The 18,534-nt window shown below is 51.4% G+C and carries 21 protein-coding genes; 20 read left to right on the top strand and 1 reads right to left on the bottom strand.

All coding sequences use genetic code 11. The features are described 5' to 3' along the window. Nucleotide 1: 1 nt before the first annotated feature. From aroH to RB298_RS14610, 12 genes are all read left to right on the top strand, one after another. A complete protein-coding gene (gene aroH / locus RB298_RS14555) occupies nt 2–376 on the top strand; it encodes a chorismate mutase (RefSeq protein WP_009595253.1) in 375 nt (124 codons plus the stop codon). Between the two features lie 357 nt (nt 377–733). Next, on the top strand, nt 734–2,287 hold the full coding sequence (gene trpE / locus RB298_RS14560) for an anthranilate synthase component I (RefSeq protein ID WP_096773282.1): 1,554 nt from the start codon (nt 734–736) through the stop codon (nt 2,285–2,287). Nucleotides 2,288–2,306: 19 nt separating this feature from the next. After that, on the top strand, nt 2,307–3,347 hold the full coding sequence (gene trpD / locus RB298_RS14565; protein ID WP_486047442.1) for an anthranilate phosphoribosyltransferase: 1,041 nt from the start codon (nt 2,307–2,309) through the stop codon (nt 3,345–3,347). Continuing rightward, nucleotides 3,337–4,146: an indole-3-glycerol phosphate synthase TrpC gene (gene trpC / locus RB298_RS14570; protein WP_036665632.1), complete on the top strand. Its 810-nt coding sequence runs from the start codon at nt 3,337–3,339 to the stop codon at nt 4,144–4,146. Before trpD ends, trpC begins: the two co-directional genes overlap by 11 nt. Nucleotides 4,147–4,158: 12 nt before the next feature. Further along, complete coding sequence (locus RB298_RS14575; protein ID WP_486047443.1) at nt 4,159–4,833, top strand: phosphoribosylanthranilate isomerase; 675 nt, start codon at nt 4,159–4,161, stop codon at nt 4,831–4,833. Beyond that, complete coding sequence (gene trpB / locus RB298_RS14580) at nt 4,830–6,026, top strand: tryptophan synthase subunit beta (protein ID WP_015734538.1); 1,197 nt, start codon at nt 4,830–4,832, stop codon at nt 6,024–6,026. The genes RB298_RS14575 and trpB overlap by 4 nt, the downstream gene beginning before the upstream one ends. Continuing rightward, the gene (gene trpA, locus RB298_RS14585) at nt 6,023–6,829 is read left to right on the top strand and encodes a tryptophan synthase subunit alpha (protein ID WP_486047444.1); all 807 of its coding nucleotides are present in this window, start codon (nt 6,023–6,025) and stop codon (nt 6,827–6,829) included. Before trpB ends, trpA begins: the two co-directional genes overlap by 4 nt. A gap of 40 nt (nt 6,830–6,869) precedes the next feature. Further along, complete coding sequence (hisC, locus tag RB298_RS14590) at nt 6,870–7,967, top strand: histidinol-phosphate transaminase (RefSeq protein ID WP_375119404.1); 1,098 nt, start codon at nt 6,870–6,872, stop codon at nt 7,965–7,967. Between the two features lie 53 nt (nt 7,968–8,020). Continuing rightward, nucleotides 8,021–9,109, top strand: coding sequence for a prephenate dehydrogenase (locus RB298_RS14595; protein WP_375119774.1), 1,089 nt, complete (start codon nt 8,021–8,023; stop codon nt 9,107–9,109). Nucleotides 9,110–9,516: 407 nt separating this feature from the next. Beyond that, nucleotides 9,517–10,110 carry an RNA polymerase sigma factor gene (locus RB298_RS14600; RefSeq protein ID WP_015734542.1) on the top strand — a complete coding sequence of 198 codons (594 nt, stop codon included), beginning with the start codon at nt 9,517–9,519 and terminating at the stop codon, nt 10,108–10,110. Then, nucleotides 10,107–10,709, top strand: coding sequence for an anti-sigma factor family protein (locus tag RB298_RS14605; RefSeq protein WP_036665620.1), 603 nt, complete (start codon nt 10,107–10,109; stop codon nt 10,707–10,709). Before RB298_RS14600 ends, RB298_RS14605 begins: the two co-directional genes overlap by 4 nt. 28 nt (nt 10,710–10,737) lie before the next feature. Further along, the gene (locus RB298_RS14610) at nt 10,738–11,325 is read left to right on the top strand and encodes a histidine phosphatase family protein (RefSeq protein ID WP_486047445.1); all 588 of its coding nucleotides are present in this window, start codon (nt 10,738–10,740) and stop codon (nt 11,323–11,325) included. 71 nt (nt 11,326–11,396) lie between these two features. Here the strand turns inward: RB298_RS14610 and RB298_RS14615 are convergent, their stop codons facing one another. Then, nucleotides 11,397–12,155, bottom strand: coding sequence for a class I SAM-dependent methyltransferase (locus RB298_RS14615; RefSeq protein ID WP_486047446.1), 759 nt, complete (start codon nt 12,153–12,155; stop codon nt 11,397–11,399). A gap of 364 nt (nt 12,156–12,519) precedes the next feature. Here RB298_RS14615 and RB298_RS14620 point away from each other — a divergent pair, with 364 nt between their 5' ends. The 8 genes from RB298_RS14620 to RB298_RS14655 all read left to right on the top strand — a co-directional run bounded on the left by RB298_RS14620 (nt 12,520) and on the right by RB298_RS14655 (nt 18,503). Next, complete coding sequence (locus RB298_RS14620; protein WP_192572468.1) at nt 12,520–13,674, top strand: hypothetical protein; 1,155 nt, start codon at nt 12,520–12,522, stop codon at nt 13,672–13,674. Nucleotides 13,675–13,781: 107 nt separating this feature from the next. Then, nucleotides 13,782–13,961: an IDEAL domain-containing protein gene (locus tag RB298_RS14625; protein ID WP_009595190.1), complete on the top strand. Its 180-nt coding sequence runs from the start codon at nt 13,782–13,784 to the stop codon at nt 13,959–13,961. Nucleotides 13,962–14,065: 104 nt separating this feature from the next. Next, nucleotides 14,066–14,503: a DUF2487 family protein gene (locus RB298_RS14630; protein WP_213577775.1), complete on the top strand. Its 438-nt coding sequence runs from the start codon at nt 14,066–14,068 to the stop codon at nt 14,501–14,503. A 169-nt stretch (nt 14,504–14,672) separates the two neighbouring features. Next, on the top strand, nt 14,673–15,218 hold the full coding sequence (locus RB298_RS14635; RefSeq protein WP_015734548.1) for a Rieske (2Fe-2S) protein: 546 nt from the start codon (nt 14,673–14,675) through the stop codon (nt 15,216–15,218). Nucleotides 15,219–15,233: 15 nt separating this feature from the next. Then, nucleotides 15,234–15,905: a menaquinol-cytochrome c reductase cytochrome b subunit gene (gene qcrB, locus RB298_RS14640; protein ID WP_006209500.1), complete on the top strand. Its 672-nt coding sequence runs from the start codon at nt 15,234–15,236 to the stop codon at nt 15,903–15,905. Nucleotides 15,906–15,926: 21 nt separating this feature from the next. Next, nucleotides 15,927–16,814: a menaquinol-cytochrome c reductase cytochrome b/c subunit gene (locus RB298_RS14645; protein ID WP_009595210.1), complete on the top strand. Its 888-nt coding sequence runs from the start codon at nt 15,927–15,929 to the stop codon at nt 16,812–16,814. Nucleotides 16,815–16,946: 132 nt separating this feature from the next. After that, nucleotides 16,947–17,579 carry a DUF1405 domain-containing protein gene (locus tag RB298_RS14650; protein WP_375119406.1) on the top strand — a complete coding sequence of 211 codons (633 nt, stop codon included), beginning with the start codon at nt 16,947–16,949 and terminating at the stop codon, nt 17,577–17,579. 66 nt (nt 17,580–17,645) lie between these two features. Continuing rightward, on the top strand, nt 17,646–18,503 hold the full coding sequence (locus tag RB298_RS14655; protein WP_096773294.1) for a sporulation protein YpjB: 858 nt from the start codon (nt 17,646–17,648) through the stop codon (nt 18,501–18,503). Nucleotides 18,504–18,534: the final 31 nt, after the last annotated feature.

Genomic DNA, 18,534 nt, shown 5'->3' on the forward strand with positions numbered 1-18,534 from the left:
CATGATGAATCGGGGAATCCGGGGGGCGACAACCGTCACCCGCAACGATGAGCAGGAGATCGTACAGGAGACGCTGCGTCTGCTGGAAGAGATGGTGAGACGCAACGAGCTACAGCCTGAATATATCAGCAACATATGGATTACGATGACGCAGGATTTGGATGCAACGTTCCCGGCCAAGGCGATACGCCAGCTGGAGGGCTGGGATCTCGTCCCTTTGATGTGTTCGGTTGAAATCCCCGTTCAGGGCAGTTTGCCGCGCTGCATCCGGTTTATGGTGCAGGTCAATACGGACAAAAGCCAGAGCGAGATCAAGCATGTGTATTTGAACGAAGCCAAGCGGCTGCGTCCGGATTTATCGGGCTCCAACGCTTGATATTGAAAATTAGGGTTGCGGTAACACGGCATTATCCTGTATAGTGATATCAGAATAGCTGAGTAGAGTTAGGTTTTACAGATGAGTTGAGTTGAGAAGAGCTGAGGCATTTTAGGGAGTAACATCATCGGGTTTTAGGATACACTTGATTTCATGATGAATCTTACGGCATGTTCGGACGGCCGGTTACAGGTCTATTTCTTGTATCCGTTCCATGAAACGTCAGCGCTGTAGGTTGTCGATGAACGGGTTGAATGTCCTTTGACCGCGCTCTTTTTTCATAGACTTATTCTGAACGTTAACCTCTACTTCGGTAGAGGTTTTTTTGTTGTATACATTCATTAAGGAGGGATTGACATGGCGAATCCATCAATGGAGCAAGTGGTGGCAATGGCAGGTGAATACAACCTGATTCCGGTAGCGATCAGACTGTTAGCCGATATGGAAACCCCGATTCGCATTTTTCAGCGCTATGCGGAGCGGAAACGGGCATTTTTACTAGAGAGCGTTGAGGGCGGCGTACAGTGGGCACGGTATTCGTTCATCGGAACAGACCCCTTCTTAATGATAACGGGTAAAAAAGGAAAGATCGAGATTGAAAAGAACGGGGAACGTTCCTTGCTGGAAGGCAAGCCCGTCGAGGAGCTCAAAGCGCTGCTGCGTACGTACCGCAGCCCGCAGCTGAAGGAGATGCCTCCTTTTACCGGAGGGGCCATCGGATTTTTTGGATATGATCTGCTTCAATATTACGAGAAGCTGCCTGCACACGCGATGGATGATCTCGGGATGGATGATATCCGGTTCATGTTTTGCGATCAAGTCATTGTCTTCGACCACGTGAAGCAGCAGATCATGCTGGTCGGCAACGTGCACGTGAAACCTGGAGATTCGGACGACACCATCCGTCAGACCTATATGGATGTATGCCGTACCCTGGAAGCGGCGGCCGAACAGCTGCAGGATCAGGGGCCGCGGGAGAACGTGAACTCCAGAGGCATCCCGGCCGATGTCGACATGGGCGATATTAAATCCAACATGACCAAAGAGAAGTATCTCTCCAATGTGGAGCAAGCGAAGGAATATATTCGTGCAGGCGACATTTTTCAAGTTGTGTTGTCCCAGCGCTTCCATATCGAGACCGAAGTATCGCCGCTTCACGTCTACCGGGTGCTGAGAACGCTGAATCCTTCGCCGTACATGTATTATCTCAAAATGGACGACGACATTATCGTGGGAACGTCTCCTGAAGCATTGGTGAAGGTGGATGGACGAAGGCTGGAAACAAGACCGATCGCGGGCACAAGGCCGAGGGGCAGCAACGAAGCCGAGGACCAGGCGCTGGCGGATGATCTGCTGCAGGACGAGAAGGAACGCGCGGAGCATTTGATGCTGGTGGATCTCGGCCGCAACGATCTGGGCCGCGTATCGGAGTTCGGCACGGTGAAATGCGATACGTTCATGGAGATTGAAAAATACTCCCACGTGATGCATATGGTATCCAGCGTATCCGGCCAGCTGAGCGAGAATAAGGATTTCTTTGATGCTTTTCTGTCCTGTTTGCCGGCAGGAACGGTATCCGGAGCTCCGAAACTGCGGGCAATGGAGATCATTGCCGAGTTGGAGCGGGAAGCGAGAGGCGCATATGCCGGGGCTATCGGTTATCTGGGCTTTGGAGGCAATATGGATTCCTGCATTACGATCCGCACGATCATTTTTCGCCAGGGCAAAGCTTATGTTCAGGCAGGGGCCGGAATCGTATGGGACTCGGTTCCCGAGAAGGAGTATGAGGAAACCATGAATAAAGCCAAAGGGATGCTGAAGGCGATCCGCGTCGCGGAAGCGATGTTTCCGTCCAGCACGGGGGCCAACGACTTAATCAATCAGGATTATCTGTATCAATATACACCTTAACATGAAGGAGGAGATCGTAATGAACGTGATGGAGACGATGCAATCCAGCCTTTCAAAGCTGATCGGCGGTCAGGATCTGAGCCGGGATGAGGCCCGCGGGGTGATGCAGACGATAATGGAAGGCCATGCGACCCATTCTCAAATCGGCGCGCTGCTGACGGCCTTAAGAATGAAGGGAGAAACCGTAGAAGAGATAACCGGTTTTGCCGAAGCGATGAGAGGCGCCGGCGGACGTGTCGTTACTGAGCGGAACCAGCTGCTTGATACGTGCGGCACCGGAGGATCCGGCATTCACAAGTTTAACATTTCTACCGTATCCGCCATTATCTCCTCCTCGGTTTCGGTCAGAGTGGCCAAACACGGCAACCGTTCGGCATCGGGCCGGGCGGGCAGCGCCGATGTGCTGGAAGCGCTTGGCGTCAATATCCACTTGACCGCAGAACAAGCCACAGCCTGCCTGAACGATATCGGAATCTGCTTCCTGTTCGCCCAAATTTATCATCCGTCGATGAAATATGCGGCCGCCCCTCGCAAAGAGCTCGGGGTCCGGACCGTATTTAACATGCTGGGGCCACTGACGAACCCGGCGGGCGCGGACCGGCAGATGCTCGGGATATACGATATGAACAAAACGGAAACCATTGCGCAGGTCCTCAAAGAGCTCGGTTTGAAGCGGGCCATGGTGGTGACCAGCCACGATGGGCTGGATGAAATCAGCGTCTCGGCGCCTACCCGGGTATCGGAGCTCCGGGGCGGAGAAGTCCGCACTTATGATATCCACCCCCATGATTTGGGTCTGTCGCTTCATTCGATGAACGATATCCTGGGCGGGGATGCTCAAGAGAATGCGGCCATCATCGGCTCGGTACTGCGCGGAGAACGCAGTGCTTATCGGGACATCGTGCTTGCCAATGCCGGTGCCTGCATCTATGTGTCGGGACTTGCGGATAGTTTGGCCGAAGGCGTGCAGCGTGCAGCGGGAGCGATTGATTCCGGGCTGGCGCAGTCCAAGTTGGAGCAGCTGATCTCAAGAACGGGGGAAATGAGTTATGTATCTTGATCGAATCGTAGAAACGAAACGCAATGAGGTTGCACAGCTGCGAGAAACGTTCAGCATCTCGGAAGCAGAGAGGCAAATAGCGGATTTGCCTCCGACTCTCGGGTTTGAGAAGGCGTTGTCCATGGGACGCAAACGCAGCATGGGGTTAATCGCCGAGGTCAAAAAGGCTTCGCCCTCCAAAGGGTTGATTCGTCCCGACTTTGACCCGGTTATGATCGCCAAGGCTTACGAAGCAGCCGATGCCGATTGTCTGTCCGTGCTGACGGATAAGGACTACTTTCAGGGAAGCGGAGAATATCTGCAAGCGGTAAGGGCGGCCGTCAACATCCCGCTGCTGCGCAAGGATTTCATTATCGACGAGACTCAGATTTACGAAGCGCGCCTGCTGGGTGCGGACGCCGTTCTCTTGATTGCGAGCATCCTTGCGCCGCAGCGTATCGCGGAGTTCATTGACGTTGCAGGCTCGATCGGATTGGATTGCCTGATTGAGGTTCACGACGGGCAGGAGCTGGAATCGGTACTCGGACTGGGAACGGCCCGTCTGATCGGGATTAACAACCGTAATCTGCGGACCTTTGAAACCTCATTGCAGACAACGGCAGATATCGCGGCGCAGGTTCCGCAGGAAGTGACGCTGATCAGCGAAAGCGGAATATCGAGCCCGGCCGACATTTCCTACTTGCATTATGTGGGAGCACACGGGGTTCTGGTCGGGGAACATTTCATGCGCCAGCAGGACGTGTTCCGCGCTGTGAACGATCTGATGGGACCGCTGCCGATAGCTGCAGATATGGAATAAAGGGGACATTCGATGATGAGTACGGCTCTAAAAATATGTGGACTTCAAAGCGTTGAAGTGCTAAAATCTATGATAAACTTACCTGTGGATTATATCGGATTCGTATTTGCCAAGAGCCGGCGGCGGGTAACGCCGCAGCAGGCTGCGCAGCTGGTGCAAGTATTGCGGGAATGGGAGCATGACAAGATTCCCGCTGCTGTCGGCGTCTTGGTTAACCCTGAGTTGAGCGAGCTCGCAGAGCTTCTTCAAGAAACGGCGCTTGACGTCGTGCAGCTGCATGGTCAGGAATCGCCGCAATTTTGCCGGGAAGTGAAGGAGCGCTTCCCGGTTTCCGTTTTTAAGGCGGTATCGATCGGAAGTGACCGTCCGGAAGCGGAACGTCTGTCGGCACTGGATTCGTATGCGGGCTGCATCGACGGACTGCTGATCGACACCTATGATCCGGTGTACGGCGGAGGGTCGGGCAAGACCTTTGCCTGGGATCTGATCCCGGCGTACCAGCAATGGGCTGAACGGCAAGGGATTCCCTTGTTTGTAGCCGGCGGGCTCGATCCGGATAATGTTGCTCATTTGATCGGCCAGTACGCTCCGTACGGGGTGGATGTATCCAGCGGCGTAGAGAGCGAGCCTGGCGTGAAGGATATAAACAAAGTGACTGCATTTGTAGAAAGGGTGAAGGGGAAATGACACAGCTTCCTGACCGTAATGGACGTTTCGGGGTGTTTGGAGGCCGGTTCGTGCCGGAAACACTGATGAACGCTTTAATAGAGCTTGAGCAAGAATATAATCGTTTTTCGGAGGATCCTGCTTTTAAAGAGGAGATCGCCTATTTGCTGAAACAGTATTCCGGAAGGGAAACGCCGCTTTATTACGCGGAGCGGCTCAGCCAACATCTCGGCAAGGCTAAAATTTACCTGAAGCGCGAGGATTTGAACCATACCGGCGCGCACAAAATCAACAACGCCATTGCACAAGGCGTGTTAGCCAAGCGCATGGGCAAAGGCAAGGTCATTGCCGAAACGGGCGCCGGACAGCATGGCGTAGCGACCGCGACGGTAGCCGCTCTGCTGGGTCTTGAATGCAAGGTATTTATGGGCGAAGAAGATACCAAACGGCAGCAGTTGAACGTATTCCGCATGAAAATGCTCGGTGCCGAAGTGATTCCGGTCACGTCGGGAAGCCGAACGCTGAAAGATGCCGGCAACGAGGCGCTTCGCTACTGGGTCAGCAACGTCGAGGATACCTTTTATGTGCTGGGCTCCGCTGTAGGGCCGCATCCTTATCCGATGATGGTGCGGAACTTCCAGCGCATTATCGGTGACGAGACCCGGAGGCAGATACTGGAGACGGAAGGAAGGCTTCCAAACGTCATTCTTGCGCCGATCGGGGGCGGTAGCAATGCGATCGGCATGTTCTATCCGTTCCTTGAAGACAAGGAAGTCGGTTTGATCGGCGTCGAAGCGGCAGGCAAGGGAGTGGATACCGATTTTCATGCGGCTACGATGTCCAAGGGGACACAAGGCGTATTCCAAGGCTCGATGAGTTATTTGCTGCAGGACGAGTACGGACAAGTACAGGAGGCGCATTCCATTTCAGCCGGCCTTGATTATCCCGGGGTTGGTCCGGAGCATTCCTATTTAAAAGACATTGAACGCGTGCAGTACGTACCGATAACCGACCAAGAGGCGCTCGATGCCCTGCAGCTGCTATGCCGCACGGAAGGCATTATTCCTGCCCTGGAATCCGCGCACGCCGTAGCGCAAGCCGTAAAGATGGCATCTACGTGGACCGAGAACGATATCGTCGTGATTAATTTATCCGGTCGCGGCGACAAGGACGTGGAGTCCATCATGGCTTACACGGGAGGGAAAACCGAATGAACCGAATCGATCAGACCTTTGCGTCGTTGAAGCAACAAAACAAGACTGCCATGATCCCTTATCTCACCGTCGGGGATCCGGATGTGAAGTCGACGCTGGATATCATCCATGAGCTTGAAATCGCGGGAGCCGACATTATTGAACTCGGCGTTCCTTACTCGGATCCCCTTGCTGACGGACCGGTCATCCAGCGAGCTTCCGAGCGCGCGCTGAAGGGCAATGTGACCATTCGCACTTGCATGGAAACCGCGCGCCTGGCAAGAGAGCGGGGCAGCAAGCTGCCGTTCATCCTGTTCACGTATTACAATCCGGTACTGCAAACCGGACTGGACGTTTTCTTCGAGGAAGTGGTAAGGCACGACATCAGCGGCTTGATCATTCCCGATCTTCCGGTGGAGGAATCCGAGGAGGTTCGGAAACGCGCCCACGCGGCGGGCGTTCATCTGATTCCGCTGGTGGCTCCTACCTCCCATGAGCGGATCGCGAGCATCGCTTCGGAAGCGACCGGCTTTGTGTACTGCGTATCCTCCCTTGGCGTGACGGGCGAGCGCACCGATTTTTACGCGGGGGTGGAGTCTTTTCTTGAGACGGTAAGGCAGTACAGCAGCGTGCCGATCGCGATCGGCTTTGGCATTTCATCCAGTGAGCAGGTGGCCAGATTCTCAAAAATCTGCGACGGCGTCGTTGTCGGCAGCGCGATTGTGCGTCAGATTGAATCGACCATTCCTCTGCTGGAGAAGGAAGAGACAAGACAGCAGGGACTTTTGCAAATCAGGGAGTTTGTGGCACAATTAAAAGGATAGTGTTGTCCATAGCAGTTATGAAAGGTGAGGCGAATATCGTATGAAACCGAAAGCGCAAATTGTTAATCTTCCCGTATATCAGCCCGGGAAACCGATCGAAGAAGTCAAAAAGGAATTAGGGCTTGATGTTGTCATTAAACTGGCCTCCAACGAGAATCCGTACGGCTGCTCGCCGCGCGCAACCGAAGCGATTACCGCCGAACTGGGAACGCTCAGCCTGTATCCGGACGGAAGTGCGGCCGATTTAACGGCTGAGCTTGCTGGCCAGCTGGGAATTGAACGCAATCAGATTATTTTCGGCTGCGGATCCGATGAAATCATTGCCCTCATTATCCGGGCATTCCTGCAACCGGGGGATGAAACCATCATGGCGGATCAGACCTTCTCGGTGTATAAAACGAACGCGGATATCGAAGGTGCGACATGCATCGAGGTGCCGCTGGTGGACGGTAAGCACGATTTGCCGGGCATGGCCAAAGCCGTTTCGGACAAAACCAAAATCGTGTGGGTGTGCAATCCGAATAATCCGACCGGAACCATCGTTTCCGAAAGCGAGCTGGTTTCCTTCCTGGATGAAGTCCCGGCCCATGTAATGGTTGTGCTTGATGAAGCTTATTATGAATATGTAACGGACGCTTCGTACCCGGACAGCATCAAGTTAATGGAGCGTTATCCGAATCTGGTCATCCTGCGTACCTTCTCCAAAATATACGGCTTGGCCGCCCTCCGGATCGGCTACGGCATCGGGCAGCAGGAAGTCATTTCCTTGATCAATCGGGTACGTGAGCCGTTTAATACGGGACGCCTGGCTCAAGTAGCGGCGAAGGCAGCCCTGAAAGATCAGGAGTTCGTAGCGAAATGCCGTCAATTGAATGCCGACGGGATCCATTACGTACAAGGTGAATTTGATCGTCTTGGACTATCTTATTTTCCTGCGAACGGTAACTTCATTATGGTGGACGTGAAGAAGCCAGGCACCGAAGTGTTTAAGTCGCTGCTTAGCAAAGGCATTATCGTACGGCCTGGATTTGAACTGTATCCGAACTATATTCGCGTAACCGTAGGCTCCGAAGAACAGAATAAGGCTTTTATCGGCGCTTTGGAACAAGTGCTGAGCGAAGTGAATGCGCCAGCCTGATCGAATGACATAACAATAATCGCAGCTTGAAACGAGTGAGAGAGAACATGACAATGCAAATTTCCATATTCGGCGTCGGCTTGATCGGCGGTTCGTTAGCTTTAAACTTCAAAGGAAAACCTGGCATAACCGTTACCGGTTATGCCCACACCCAAGAATATGCCGACCAGGTCATTGCTAAAGGCGTCGTTGATAAGGTTACGCTTTCGGTAGAAGAAGCTGCCCTAGACGCGGACGTCATTTTTTTATGCGTTCCCGTAGGCAGTCTTGAGATGTACATGAAACGTTTGAGCGAAATGCGGCTGAAGCCGGGATGCATTATTACGGATGTTGGCAGCACCAAAGCAAGCATTGCCGAATGCGCGTCCCAGCTTGCCCTTAAGGATGCGTATTTCATCGGCGGTCATCCGATGGCGGGCTCGGAGCGGTCCGGTGTTGGAGCTGCCTCCACCGTATTGTTCGAGAATGCCTATTACGTGCTTACTCCGCCGGATGATGTCCCTCAGGAGAAGCTGAACGTGCTTGTAGAGCTTTTGTCTCACACGCGTGCCCATATTGTGAAGGTAGAGCCGAGACTTCACGATGAGATCGTTGGAGCGATCAGCCATCTGCCCCATGTGATCGCAGTGGCGTTAGTCAATCAGATCAGCTCCTATAATGACGATAATCCGTTGTACCGCACCTTGGCCGCAGGGGGCTTTCGGGATATAACCCGCATCGCTTCCAGCGACCCGGTCGTATGGCGGGACATTCTATTAAACAATCGCAGGGTCATGCTGACGCTGCTGCAAGACTGGAATGAAGGGATCCGGCGATTCATGGATATGCTGGAGTCGAAGGACGGTGCTGCGATCGAAGAGGCTTTCCGCATGGCAGGGGAATTCCGCAGCGTACTGCCAGAACGGCGCAAGGGCATGATCGTTTCCCAATTTGATCTGTATTTGGACGTGCCTGACCATCCGGGCATCATCGGCCGCATTGCGACGGAGCTCGGGACGAACAGCATCAACCTCAGCAACATGCAGATTATCGAGAGTCGGGAAGATGTGCCGGGCGTGATGAGGCTTTCCTTCCGCAATGAAATCGAACAGGAGCGGGCTAAAGAGCTGTTGTTATCGCAAGGACACTCGGTGTATCAGTAATTTTCCGGTTGTTTTTAAACAACCGGAAATAAATGCGTTTTCAGTGTTGACAAAATGAAAACGTATACATATAATAAAAGTACAGTATGGTTTCTCTCCACTCCTATCCAAAATATTGCACTTTGTGCAACCGCCTTCAATGATGAAGGCGGATTTTTTTTGCCGATTTTCCTATCCGTGGAAAACCTTCTGCCACAAACCTGAACTTTTCTCCAATATGTGCTATAATGCTAGAGTGCTAGTGTAGAAGATTTGGGGAAATTGCCAAATACATAGAATAGTCAGACAACATGAGGCGTAACTATATATGGTTTGACGGTACTTTTGCACAAATCCTTGATTTTCCTCATGAAGGTGGAAATGACAAGGAATGGGCACCGGTGGGTGAAGGAGGAACGAAAAATCATATGACGGATTCCCAACTAATCCAAGAAATTAAGCAAGGCAATACCGAACTTTATTCCGAATTGATGAGGCGTTATCAGAGAAAAATATTGGCATTTGTCTATCATATGTTAAAAAGCTCGCACATGGAGCTTATGGCTGAAGATTTATGCTCGGAAACGTTCTACAAGGCTTTCCGGAGCCTGCATTCCTTCCGGGAAGTGGATGCATCCTTCTCGACTTGGCTCTACACCATTGCGCGCAACACCGTGCTGAGCGAACTTCGCAAGCATCGCAGCGGCACATTGCCCTTGGAGGAGAGCGGGGTCGTGCCAGTGGCGCCGCTGGAGGTCGCCCCGGAGCAGGCGATCCTGCGCAGTGAACGAGTACATATGGTAAGGGAAGCGATTAACAATTTACCGGAGAAACAGAGATCTGCGCTGATTCTTCGGGAGTATGATCAACTGGATTACCAGGAAATCGCAGATATTTTAGGTCAAAGCGTCAGTTCGGTTAAGTCACTGTTGTTCCGGGCCCGCGGCAGCGTCAAAATTCAGCTCGAACCCTATTTTTATGAGCCGGTTTTTGAGGATCTGAGAGGGATGAAGAACAGATGACTTGCAATGAAGCCCAAGAGCTGATGGAAACGGTCTGGGATTTACCGGACAACGATCTGCGGCGACAACGGCTGATTGCACATGTTCAAACCTGCAGTTCATGTGCAGCGGAGTACGAAATGTGGGTGGAAAGCCAGAACATGGTTCATGCCCTGGAGCATGAGATTCCCGACATGGACGCTGAACAGATCAACCGCAACGTGATGGACCGCATTTATCGCGATTTTCCCTGGCTGGTGGAGGAAACGTCCAAGAGCCGGGCGGTAAGCCGGGTGTTCCGGAAGCGGCTGACGCTGATGATTGCCGGTTTTCTGGCCTTGTTCGTTTGCAGCTTTGTTTATTTTGCAGCGACGGGCAATCAACCGGATCCGGTTCCGGAAGCCGTAACGACAGGGATTATCCCTACAGGCGTAGCGGATACGGCCCAAGGCTTGAATACCAAGGACGATTACAACATCCCAAAAACCAACAGCGGCATTATTGATCCTTTTGTGGTTGATATGAGTCCCACTCAGCCAGAATACTGGATGATACTTTCCCTTTTGGGAATCGGATGCGCTTTGTTTTTCCTAAAAAGACTAAATCGGGTCAGAAGATAAAATATGGATAGGATGGAGGAGAGGCGGCATGCAGATCGGCTTGGTTCGCCATGGATTAACGGATTGGAATGCTCTAGGCAAAATCCAAGGCCAAACGGACATACCACTGAATGAGGAAGGCCGTCGTCAAGCGCGTTTGCTTGGGGAAAGGCTTCTGCAGGAGGATTACCGATGGGACTTCGCGATCAGCAGCGGGCTCTCCCGCGCTGAAGAAACCGCGAAAATCATTTCGTCCATGCTGAACATTCCCTTGGCGCCGCCGGATAACCGCTTGCGTGAGCGCAAGTACGGTCAGGTGGAAGGCTTGACAGCGGAAGAGCGTGAAACCCGGTTCGGTGCCGATTGGCACATGTTGGATCTGGGCCAGGAAACGGATCTGGAGCTTCAGTCCAGAGGGCTTGTCTTTCTCGATGATATGTGGCATAAACATCCGGAAGCCAATATTCTTGTTGTCAGTCATGGCGGTTTTTTAGCGCAGTTATACAAGCTGGTGTGCCGTGGTGCCCTGAGCGAACGGATCGGCAATCTGTCGCTCACCGTCCTGGAGAGAAAAGAGGATGACTGGTCTCCCTTGCTGTTTAACTGTACCAAGCATCTGTTGACGAACCAATCGTAAATATGAGCGTGTATTAGTAGAAGGAGCCTTCCGACGGGAAGGCTCCTTCTTTATGTTGGATAGGTTGACGTTTACACTTCGGCGATTAAAATAAACCGGTGCTGCTGGACCTCGAAGTAGCCATTGGTCCGGATCATCCGGTGAATATGATGTAAAGGCTCGATATAGCGCTCCACCTTAAAATCAGGAATCTGCCAGGGAATCGCTATCAAATAATAAACCAGTGCGCCGATGTCGTAAAATCGCTGCGGTAAAAAGTCCTCGCGGCTGAAGGTAATCTTGAACCCGTGATCCTGCAGCTCTTGGGCCGCTATGGCCAGGTTCCAATGAGCGAACTCTTTATTCAGCGGAACGCCAAGCGATTCGTTAATCCCATAACAATCGGTTCCGCCGGATTGCTGGGTTACAAACACCCCGCGATCGTTCAATATTCTTCTTACTTCCGCTGCCGAATAGGATTCATGCTGATTGATGATCAGGTCAAAATAACGATCCTTTAAAGGAAGCGAGGAATCATCTTCAAAGTAGACAACGTTTACGCCCAGCGGCTCGAGTGTTTGCTTTGCAATCTGAACGTTCGGTTTGTACCCTTCGGTGGCATAAACGGATTTCGGGAGCGGCTGCAGGGAGGATAAGAATTCTCCTCCTCCCGTACCCATGTCCAGCATCGTAGCGGCATTTCGCATCAAAGGAAGCACCACGCTGCCCAAAGACCAGGGGAGAGCGTGGGACTGCATGCGGCCGGAAGCGGTAATACGCGAAAAATCCCATCCCGAAAAATGGTGATCCATGTTTTGAATGAAGTTTAAAAATTCAGCATCTTTTATCATCTCTGCATAACCTCCAAGTCATTTATCATGAATAAGTTTCTTCATATAAAACGCTCTTAAGGGAGGTCCGCGGATTCGATTCGCACCAAGTTATATTTCGTGTTCCGGCGTTCTTATCATGATGATCCTCCTGTATGGATGGAATCAGCCCGTCTTAAAAATGCTGGGCTTCATTTTGTATTCGTTATAAAAACATCAAGTGCGGTTTCCTGTAACCGTTTGTATGTATTCTATCATTTAATAAGAGAGCATAGTCATTTCTATATAGAAATAATCAAAAAATATTTCATCAAACCGACGAGCATCAGGTATCAAAAGTCCGAAACCTTCCCATAATGGTTGTAAAACGGCGAGGCGATGGAAGATGAATCTAGCGGATATGCTCACATATGCCGATATTGGACAGCTTAGCAATATAGCGAATCACTATGATTGTGACGCTAAGCGGAATTCGAAGCACGAATTGATCCAGAGCATCCTGTCCAAGCTCGGGCGAAGAGAGTTTTTCGAGGAGCAGGTCAGCAGCTTGTCACCGAGCGATTTGCGTTTTCTGAACAATCTGGTCTTTGACACTCGAACAGGCTACAGCCTGGAAGAACTGACGGCCGCCATCCGTCATACGGCGGATTTGGAGGAGAAAGAAGATAAAGCCTCTTCAAACAAGAAGGCAGCTGCCGCCAAAACGGAAAGTCCGCGGGAGGCGGTCGCGCGTTATCGCCGGAGCGGCTGGCTGTTTAACGGTTTTACCCATTCCACCAAGTATTTGTTTCAAGTGCCCTCGGATTTGAAGGAGCGGTTCCGCGATGTGCTGCGGGAGCGGCTTCATCAAAATCTGCAGCGATTGCCGCATGATCCGGAAGCATACCGGGATGAGCAGGGACTAGCCGCGGAAGATCTCAAGCTGATTCTTAAATATGTAGGCGGGCACGATATCGAGCTGAACCAGGAAGGATTCATGTACAGGCGAAATCAGCAGCAGCTCATGAGTACGCTGCATATTTCGGAGCCGTTGATTACCAAAGGAGCGTGGCGGTTCGGGTATGGTCGTTCCTGCATTGAATATCCCGACCGATTTGCGCTGCTGTACGATTATGCCTACGCCAAAAAATGGATCAGGGAAAACCACGCCCGGTTGATCCTGAGTGAAACCGGAGCCTCGTTTCTTGAGGAAGGAAATCAAGTTAGCGTGATACAGATATTCCGCTTTTGGTTAAGACTGTATAAAGGCGCAATTCCCAATATATCTTCTCTTGTTTACTGGATAAGTCAGTGCGCAAGAGATTGGGTCACGGCAGCCTCGCTTTACGAATCGCTGGGCTGGCTAATCCGTCCTTTCTATTATGATAGTCCGCAAAACATCTTGGAGCAGCGGATTATCCGCATGCTGATGCATTTGGGGATGCTCAGAATAGGGGAGAGCCAGAGCATGGGAACATCATACAAAATGACCGCGCTTGGATTGAAGGCAGCGGAAGCCGGCATACATATCAGCGATTCGAATGATGATCTGATCCTCTAGCATGGTTGTTTGGACAAGTTCGCAGCAGCCGTAAATATGTTGGAAGTTAAGCAATTAAAGGGAAAGAATATAAGCTATACGCAAATTTAGTTTGGAGGTGCATCCTAATGGATAAGATGAAGGTTACTTACGAGGTTATGTTAGGTCTGGCGGCCGAAATGGTGTGGGACGAGGCATTGCGCAAGCATCGGAGCGAAGAGCTGTACAAGGAAATCGACGAAGCGCTGGCTTCCGGCGACGAAGTGGCTTTCCGAACCCTGACGGATGAACTGAGGACTTTGAATTGAAGAAATGCTTTATCGCATTTCTTCTTTTTTTTGCCTAACCTGCCCTTTCACTCGTATAATGAAGACAAAATCATGATGAGTGAGCAGAAAGGAATGTATCTTGCATGAAATTTAGTGAAGTGGACGAGCAGACGTGGCCGGAGCTGAAACCTTATTTTGATACCTGCCTGATTCCGTTTACCGGACTTTCGGGTACGGAAACGCCATGGGAGGCGACAGCCGCGCTGGAACGGCTCCGGGATTTTATGGATATGGCAGAAATTCCGTTTAAGGGAAGATTGGTTACATATCCTGCCGTACAATATGGAAATACTGAAGATATGAAGCTTCTAAATGAAGTTTGTCACAATGTCAAATCCATCGGCTTTAAGTTCGTGGTGGTCATGACAGCCGATTCCGAGCTCTCTATAGAGGATGTGCCCGAAAGTACGCTTGTCCTGTCGCGGCGCAGGCTGGAAGGCAGTGACTCGATCCCTATGCCTGCCATCGTATCAGGACAGATCAGCGAAATGTGGCAGCAGGAAAGCCGTGTTGAATTGTGACAAAAAACCAACAATTTATGAAAGGGCTATTGGAAGCGAACCCAAATTTGGGATTCAAATTCTTGACGGTCTTGGGTGCCTAAGATATTATTAGTATGTCCTAGTAAGTCGTGTGATTTTAATCATTGATGACACTTAAGAACGGTTGACAAAGGGGGTTGAACACAGAATGAGCAGCAACCACAATGACGAGCATGAAGAATCGCACAATCCACCCCGACAGAAAGAGATGTCCCGCAGACAATTTCTTACATACACGTTGGGCGGTGCCACAGCTTATATGGCTGCTGGAGTAGTTTTGCCAATGCTCCGCTTTGCCGTTGATCCGATTCTTCAAAATAAGGAAGAAGGGTCTTTTGTAAAAGTCGCGGAAGAGAGCAAAATTACCAACGATCCACAGGAATTCCATTTCGAGCTCAAACAGCAGGACGGCTGGTACAACAGTACAGCTACTTTGACGGCGTGGATTCGTAAGAACGATCAAGGTGAAATTGTAGCGCTTTCACCGATTTGTAAGCATTTGGGATGCCTTGTTGGATGGAATAACAACAAGAATTTCCCGGATGAATACCACTGCCCTTGCCACGGTGCGCGTTATACACCGGACGGTAAGAACCTGGCAGTCGCGCCGAAGCCGCTTGACCAGTACGAGACGAAAATCGAGAACGGCTGGATTTACCTCGGCGCCATCGTGCCAAATACCGTAGTAAAATAGGAGGCGTAGATTCAGATGTTGAAGAATGTCTACAACTGGATTGATGAACGTCTCGATATCACGCCGATTTGGAGAGACGTTGCAGACCACGAGGTACCGGAACACGTAAACCCGGCGCATCATTTCTCCGCGTTTGTGTACTGTTTCGGCGGCTTGACGTTTTTTATCACAGTCATCCAGATTCTGTCGGGAATGTTCCTGACGATGTATTACGTACCGGATATCATAAACGCTTACAACAGTGTCGAGTACTTGCAAACACAGGTTGCCTTCGGACAGATTGTCCGCGGCATGCACCACTGGGGCGCAAGCTTGGTAATCGTTATGATGTTCCTGCATACGATGCGCGTGTTCTTCACCGGCTCTTACAAAGCGCCGCGTGAAATGAACTGGGTCGTTGGTATGCTCATTTTCTTTGTTATGCTCGGCCTTGGTTTGACAGGCTACCTGCTGCCATGGGATAACAAAGCTTACTTCGCTACAAAAGTTACACTGGAGATTGCGAACTCCGTACCTTGGCTTGGACCTATCATTAAAGAATTGCTGCAAGGCGGTACGATCGTAGGTGCCGAAACGCTGACGCGTTTCTTCGCTATTCACGTATTCTTCCTTCCGGCTGTCCTTCTTGCCTTATTGGTAGGACACTTTATCATGATCCGCAGACAAGGTATTTCCGGTCCACTATAAGAAGAAGGGAGGCGCATATTTATGGCACATGGTCATAAATCTGATGAAAAAGTAGTTTATGTCGGCGATTCGCGTGTGAAAAAAGGCAGCGGTTGGGTTACGCCGCCGGATTACACCGCATATCCCGGCAAATCAGAAGCGTTCATTCCTAACTTCTTGTTGAAGGAATGGATGGTTGGTGTAGTTGTATTGGTCGGTTTCCTTGTACTGACCATCTCGGAACCGGCGCCGCTTGGTTATCCGGCGGATCCGGGGGCTTCGGTCATTCCGATGCCGGACTGGTACTTCCTGTTCCTGTATGAATATTTGAAGCTTCCGTACGCATCCGGTGATTATGTGGTACTCGGCACGATTGGCGTTTCCGGCGTGGCCTTTGGCTCATTGCTCCTGGTTCCGTTCCTGGATACAGGGAAAGAGCGGAGGTTCTACAAGAGACCTATCACTTCGGCGCTTATGATTCTGTCGTTGTTTGCCGTCATCTATCTGACCAATGCTGCATGGACGCATTATCAGCATGAACTGGAAGCTACAGGCCAGAAGCCGGAGCATATTCAGCGGGAAGAAGAAGCTCACGAGAAGCGTGCCGCTGGTCTGCCAACAACCAGCGGCAAGCAGCCTGAAGACAGCATCGTAGCGATTGTGGATAAGGATAATCCTGCAATGGAGACCTTCAAAACGGCTACTTGTATCTCCTGTCATGCTGCAGATTTGAAAGGGGCATCCGGACCGTCGCTGCGCGGCGTCGGTGACACCCATACAAAAGAAGAGATTGTGGCGATCATCGAAAATGGCCAAGGCAGCATGCCGGCTATGAAAGAAACGGCACTTTCTGCTGGAGTTACTGAAGAACAACTCGACCAGCTGGCGGATTGGCTCGCAAGCCAAAAAGCAGAAGCGGCTGCAGAGTAGCATGCATTAAAGAACCTGACCGTATTACGGTCAGGTTCTTTTTTAAATGCGTACATAGATGAAATATGTACCTGGTTTAGGTATAATCGGCATTAGTCTAAAGAATACAGGAACAGGATTGGAGGACCGAGTTTGTCAATTTCGTTTTTATGGAGCCGGGAATTTCTAAGCAAGCGATCGATTCTCTGGCTGCTGCTCGTATGCAACGTACTTGGAACGATCTATGGATACATATGGTACGGCGCTCAAATGGCCGATACGGTGGAACATGGCTACATATGGCAGGTCGTATTCGTGCCGGACAGCCCGACGGCCAGTTTGTTTTTCAGTTTGGCGCTTTTGCTGCTTCTCTACCCGCCTCGGAGCCTCGGCGTCGCGTTGTTTCAGCAATTCATAGAGGCACTGGCAGTCGTCACATCGGTGAAGTATGGCATATGGGCCGTTGTTATGATATTTGCCGGACAAGCCCAAGGAGATGTGCTGGCATGGCAGGATTGGATGCTTGTCGCTTCGCACACGGCGATGGCAGTAGAAGCCTTGCTGTTCGTCCGATTGTTTCATTACCGCTGGACAGCCCTAACCGGGGCCATTGCCTGGACGCTGCTGAACGACACCGTCGATTATACATATGGCGTGTTTCCGTGGCTGCCCGGTCCGTTATATGATGACCTGCCAGCCGTCCAGCTGTTCACTTATCTATTGACGCTCTTCAGCGGTTTCGCCGGCTGGATCTTCATGAAATACGGGAATCCCAAGCAACGCTAGCCGTTTCGCCGGCACGGTTCTATGAGCATCCCTTCTGCCATACATATACGGTAGGAGGGATGTCCCATGTTACGAATCTTTCCGAAGCTCCTTCTGTGCCTGTCCGCACTGCTTCTGCAGGTTACCGCAGGCTGGGGTAATCCCATATGGGCTAGCCCGGCGGCAAACGGACAGTCGGAGTCTTCGCCCGCTGCATCCATTCAGGCCAAAGCGCTGAACAAGGAAGTGGAGCAGTTATACCGCCATGTGGAGGAAGGCAATGTACAAGCCGTGTTAGAGGATATTCGCCGGGTATCCGGGCTGTTTGAGGCCTCCTCATTTCAAGGATTGACCGGCGTCGAGGGGATCCACGCGTTGGCTGAGAGCATTCTGGAGATGAAAGAAGCTACGGCACGGGCGACGCAGGAGCCCCACCACTGGATGGTGTCCGCCGGCAAGCTCCGAATGGCAGCGGATAGCCTGATCCATGCCAGGGATGCGTTATGGCATCAATATTACAAGGTCATACGCGAAGACCTGAGAGTCATGGGACAGTATGCGCAGCAGCACGATCAGGCTGGCATGAGACGAGCCTACGACAGCCTGAGCGAGCATTATGAGCTCATCCGTCCTTCCGTTGTCATTCAGCGCAAGCCCGAGGATGTCAACATGATGGAATCCTGGATTTCCTATGCAGGGGGGCTGGTGGCATCCGGAGACGCGGCGCAAGTGGAGAAAGTGGTCCCGCAGGGCGAGGAAATGATGAATATGTTATTCGGCAAGAAAAAAGACGAGCCTGCGCTTGCTCCGCTGGGAGAGGTTAAAGAGCCATGGACTTGGCAGCTGGTCATTGCCGCTTTTATTTTGGCGGCATTAACGTTTGCAGGGTACCGCAAATACCGCGGCCAGCTGTACAGCGCAAAGCCGATGTTCCCCCGAAAGTAGTCGAATATCCATCATGGTCCGAATAGCCCGG

Origin of the sequence: Priestia sp. BR_2, from assembly GCF_041954005.1 — a bacterium.
Classification (GTDB): domain Bacteria; phylum Bacillota; class Bacilli; order Paenibacillales; family Paenibacillaceae; genus Paenibacillus_AQ; species Paenibacillus_AQ lautus_A.

Coding starts and splice junctions, on each gene's coding strand:
- RB298_RS14655 (WP_096773294.1), top strand. CDS start 17,646: ATGTTACGAATCTTTCCGAAGCTCCTTCTGTGCCTGTCCGCACTGCTT.
- RB298_RS14575 (WP_486047443.1), top strand. CDS start 4,159: ATGATGAGTACGGCTCTAAAAATATGTGGACTTCAAAGCGTTGAAGTG.
- RB298_RS14615 (WP_486047446.1), bottom strand. CDS start 12,155: ATGATAAAAGATGCTGAATTTTTAAACTTCATTCAAAACATGGATCAC.
- trpD (WP_486047442.1), top strand. CDS start 2,307: ATGAACGTGATGGAGACGATGCAATCCAGCCTTTCAAAGCTGATCGGC.
- trpB (WP_015734538.1), top strand. CDS start 4,830: ATGACACAGCTTCCTGACCGTAATGGACGTTTCGGGGTGTTTGGAGGC.
- RB298_RS14625 (WP_009595190.1), top strand. CDS start 13,782: ATGGATAAGATGAAGGTTACTTACGAGGTTATGTTAGGTCTGGCGGCC.
- trpC (WP_036665632.1), top strand. CDS start 3,337: ATGTATCTTGATCGAATCGTAGAAACGAAACGCAATGAGGTTGCACAG.
- RB298_RS14610 (WP_486047445.1), top strand. CDS start 10,738: ATGCAGATCGGCTTGGTTCGCCATGGATTAACGGATTGGAATGCTCTA.
- RB298_RS14595 (WP_375119774.1), top strand. CDS start 8,021: ATGCAAATTTCCATATTCGGCGTCGGCTTGATCGGCGGTTCGTTAGCT.
- trpA (WP_486047444.1), top strand. CDS start 6,023: ATGAACCGAATCGATCAGACCTTTGCGTCGTTGAAGCAACAAAACAAG.
- qcrB (WP_006209500.1), top strand. CDS start 15,234: ATGTTGAAGAATGTCTACAACTGGATTGATGAACGTCTCGATATCACG.
- aroH (WP_009595253.1), top strand. CDS start 2: ATGATGAATCGGGGAATCCGGGGGGCGACAACCGTCACCCGCAACGAT.
- RB298_RS14630 (WP_213577775.1), top strand. CDS start 14,066: ATGAAATTTAGTGAAGTGGACGAGCAGACGTGGCCGGAGCTGAAACCT.
- RB298_RS14605 (WP_036665620.1), top strand. CDS start 10,107: ATGACTTGCAATGAAGCCCAAGAGCTGATGGAAACGGTCTGGGATTTA.
- trpE (WP_096773282.1), top strand. CDS start 734: ATGGCGAATCCATCAATGGAGCAAGTGGTGGCAATGGCAGGTGAATAC.
- hisC (WP_375119404.1), top strand. CDS start 6,870: ATGAAACCGAAAGCGCAAATTGTTAATCTTCCCGTATATCAGCCCGGG.
- RB298_RS14645 (WP_009595210.1), top strand. CDS start 15,927: ATGGCACATGGTCATAAATCTGATGAAAAAGTAGTTTATGTCGGCGAT.
- RB298_RS14600 (WP_015734542.1), top strand. CDS start 9,517: ATGACGGATTCCCAACTAATCCAAGAAATTAAGCAAGGCAATACCGAA.
- RB298_RS14635 (WP_015734548.1), top strand. CDS start 14,673: ATGAGCAGCAACCACAATGACGAGCATGAAGAATCGCACAATCCACCC.
- RB298_RS14620 (WP_192572468.1), top strand. CDS start 12,520: ATGAATCTAGCGGATATGCTCACATATGCCGATATTGGACAGCTTAGC.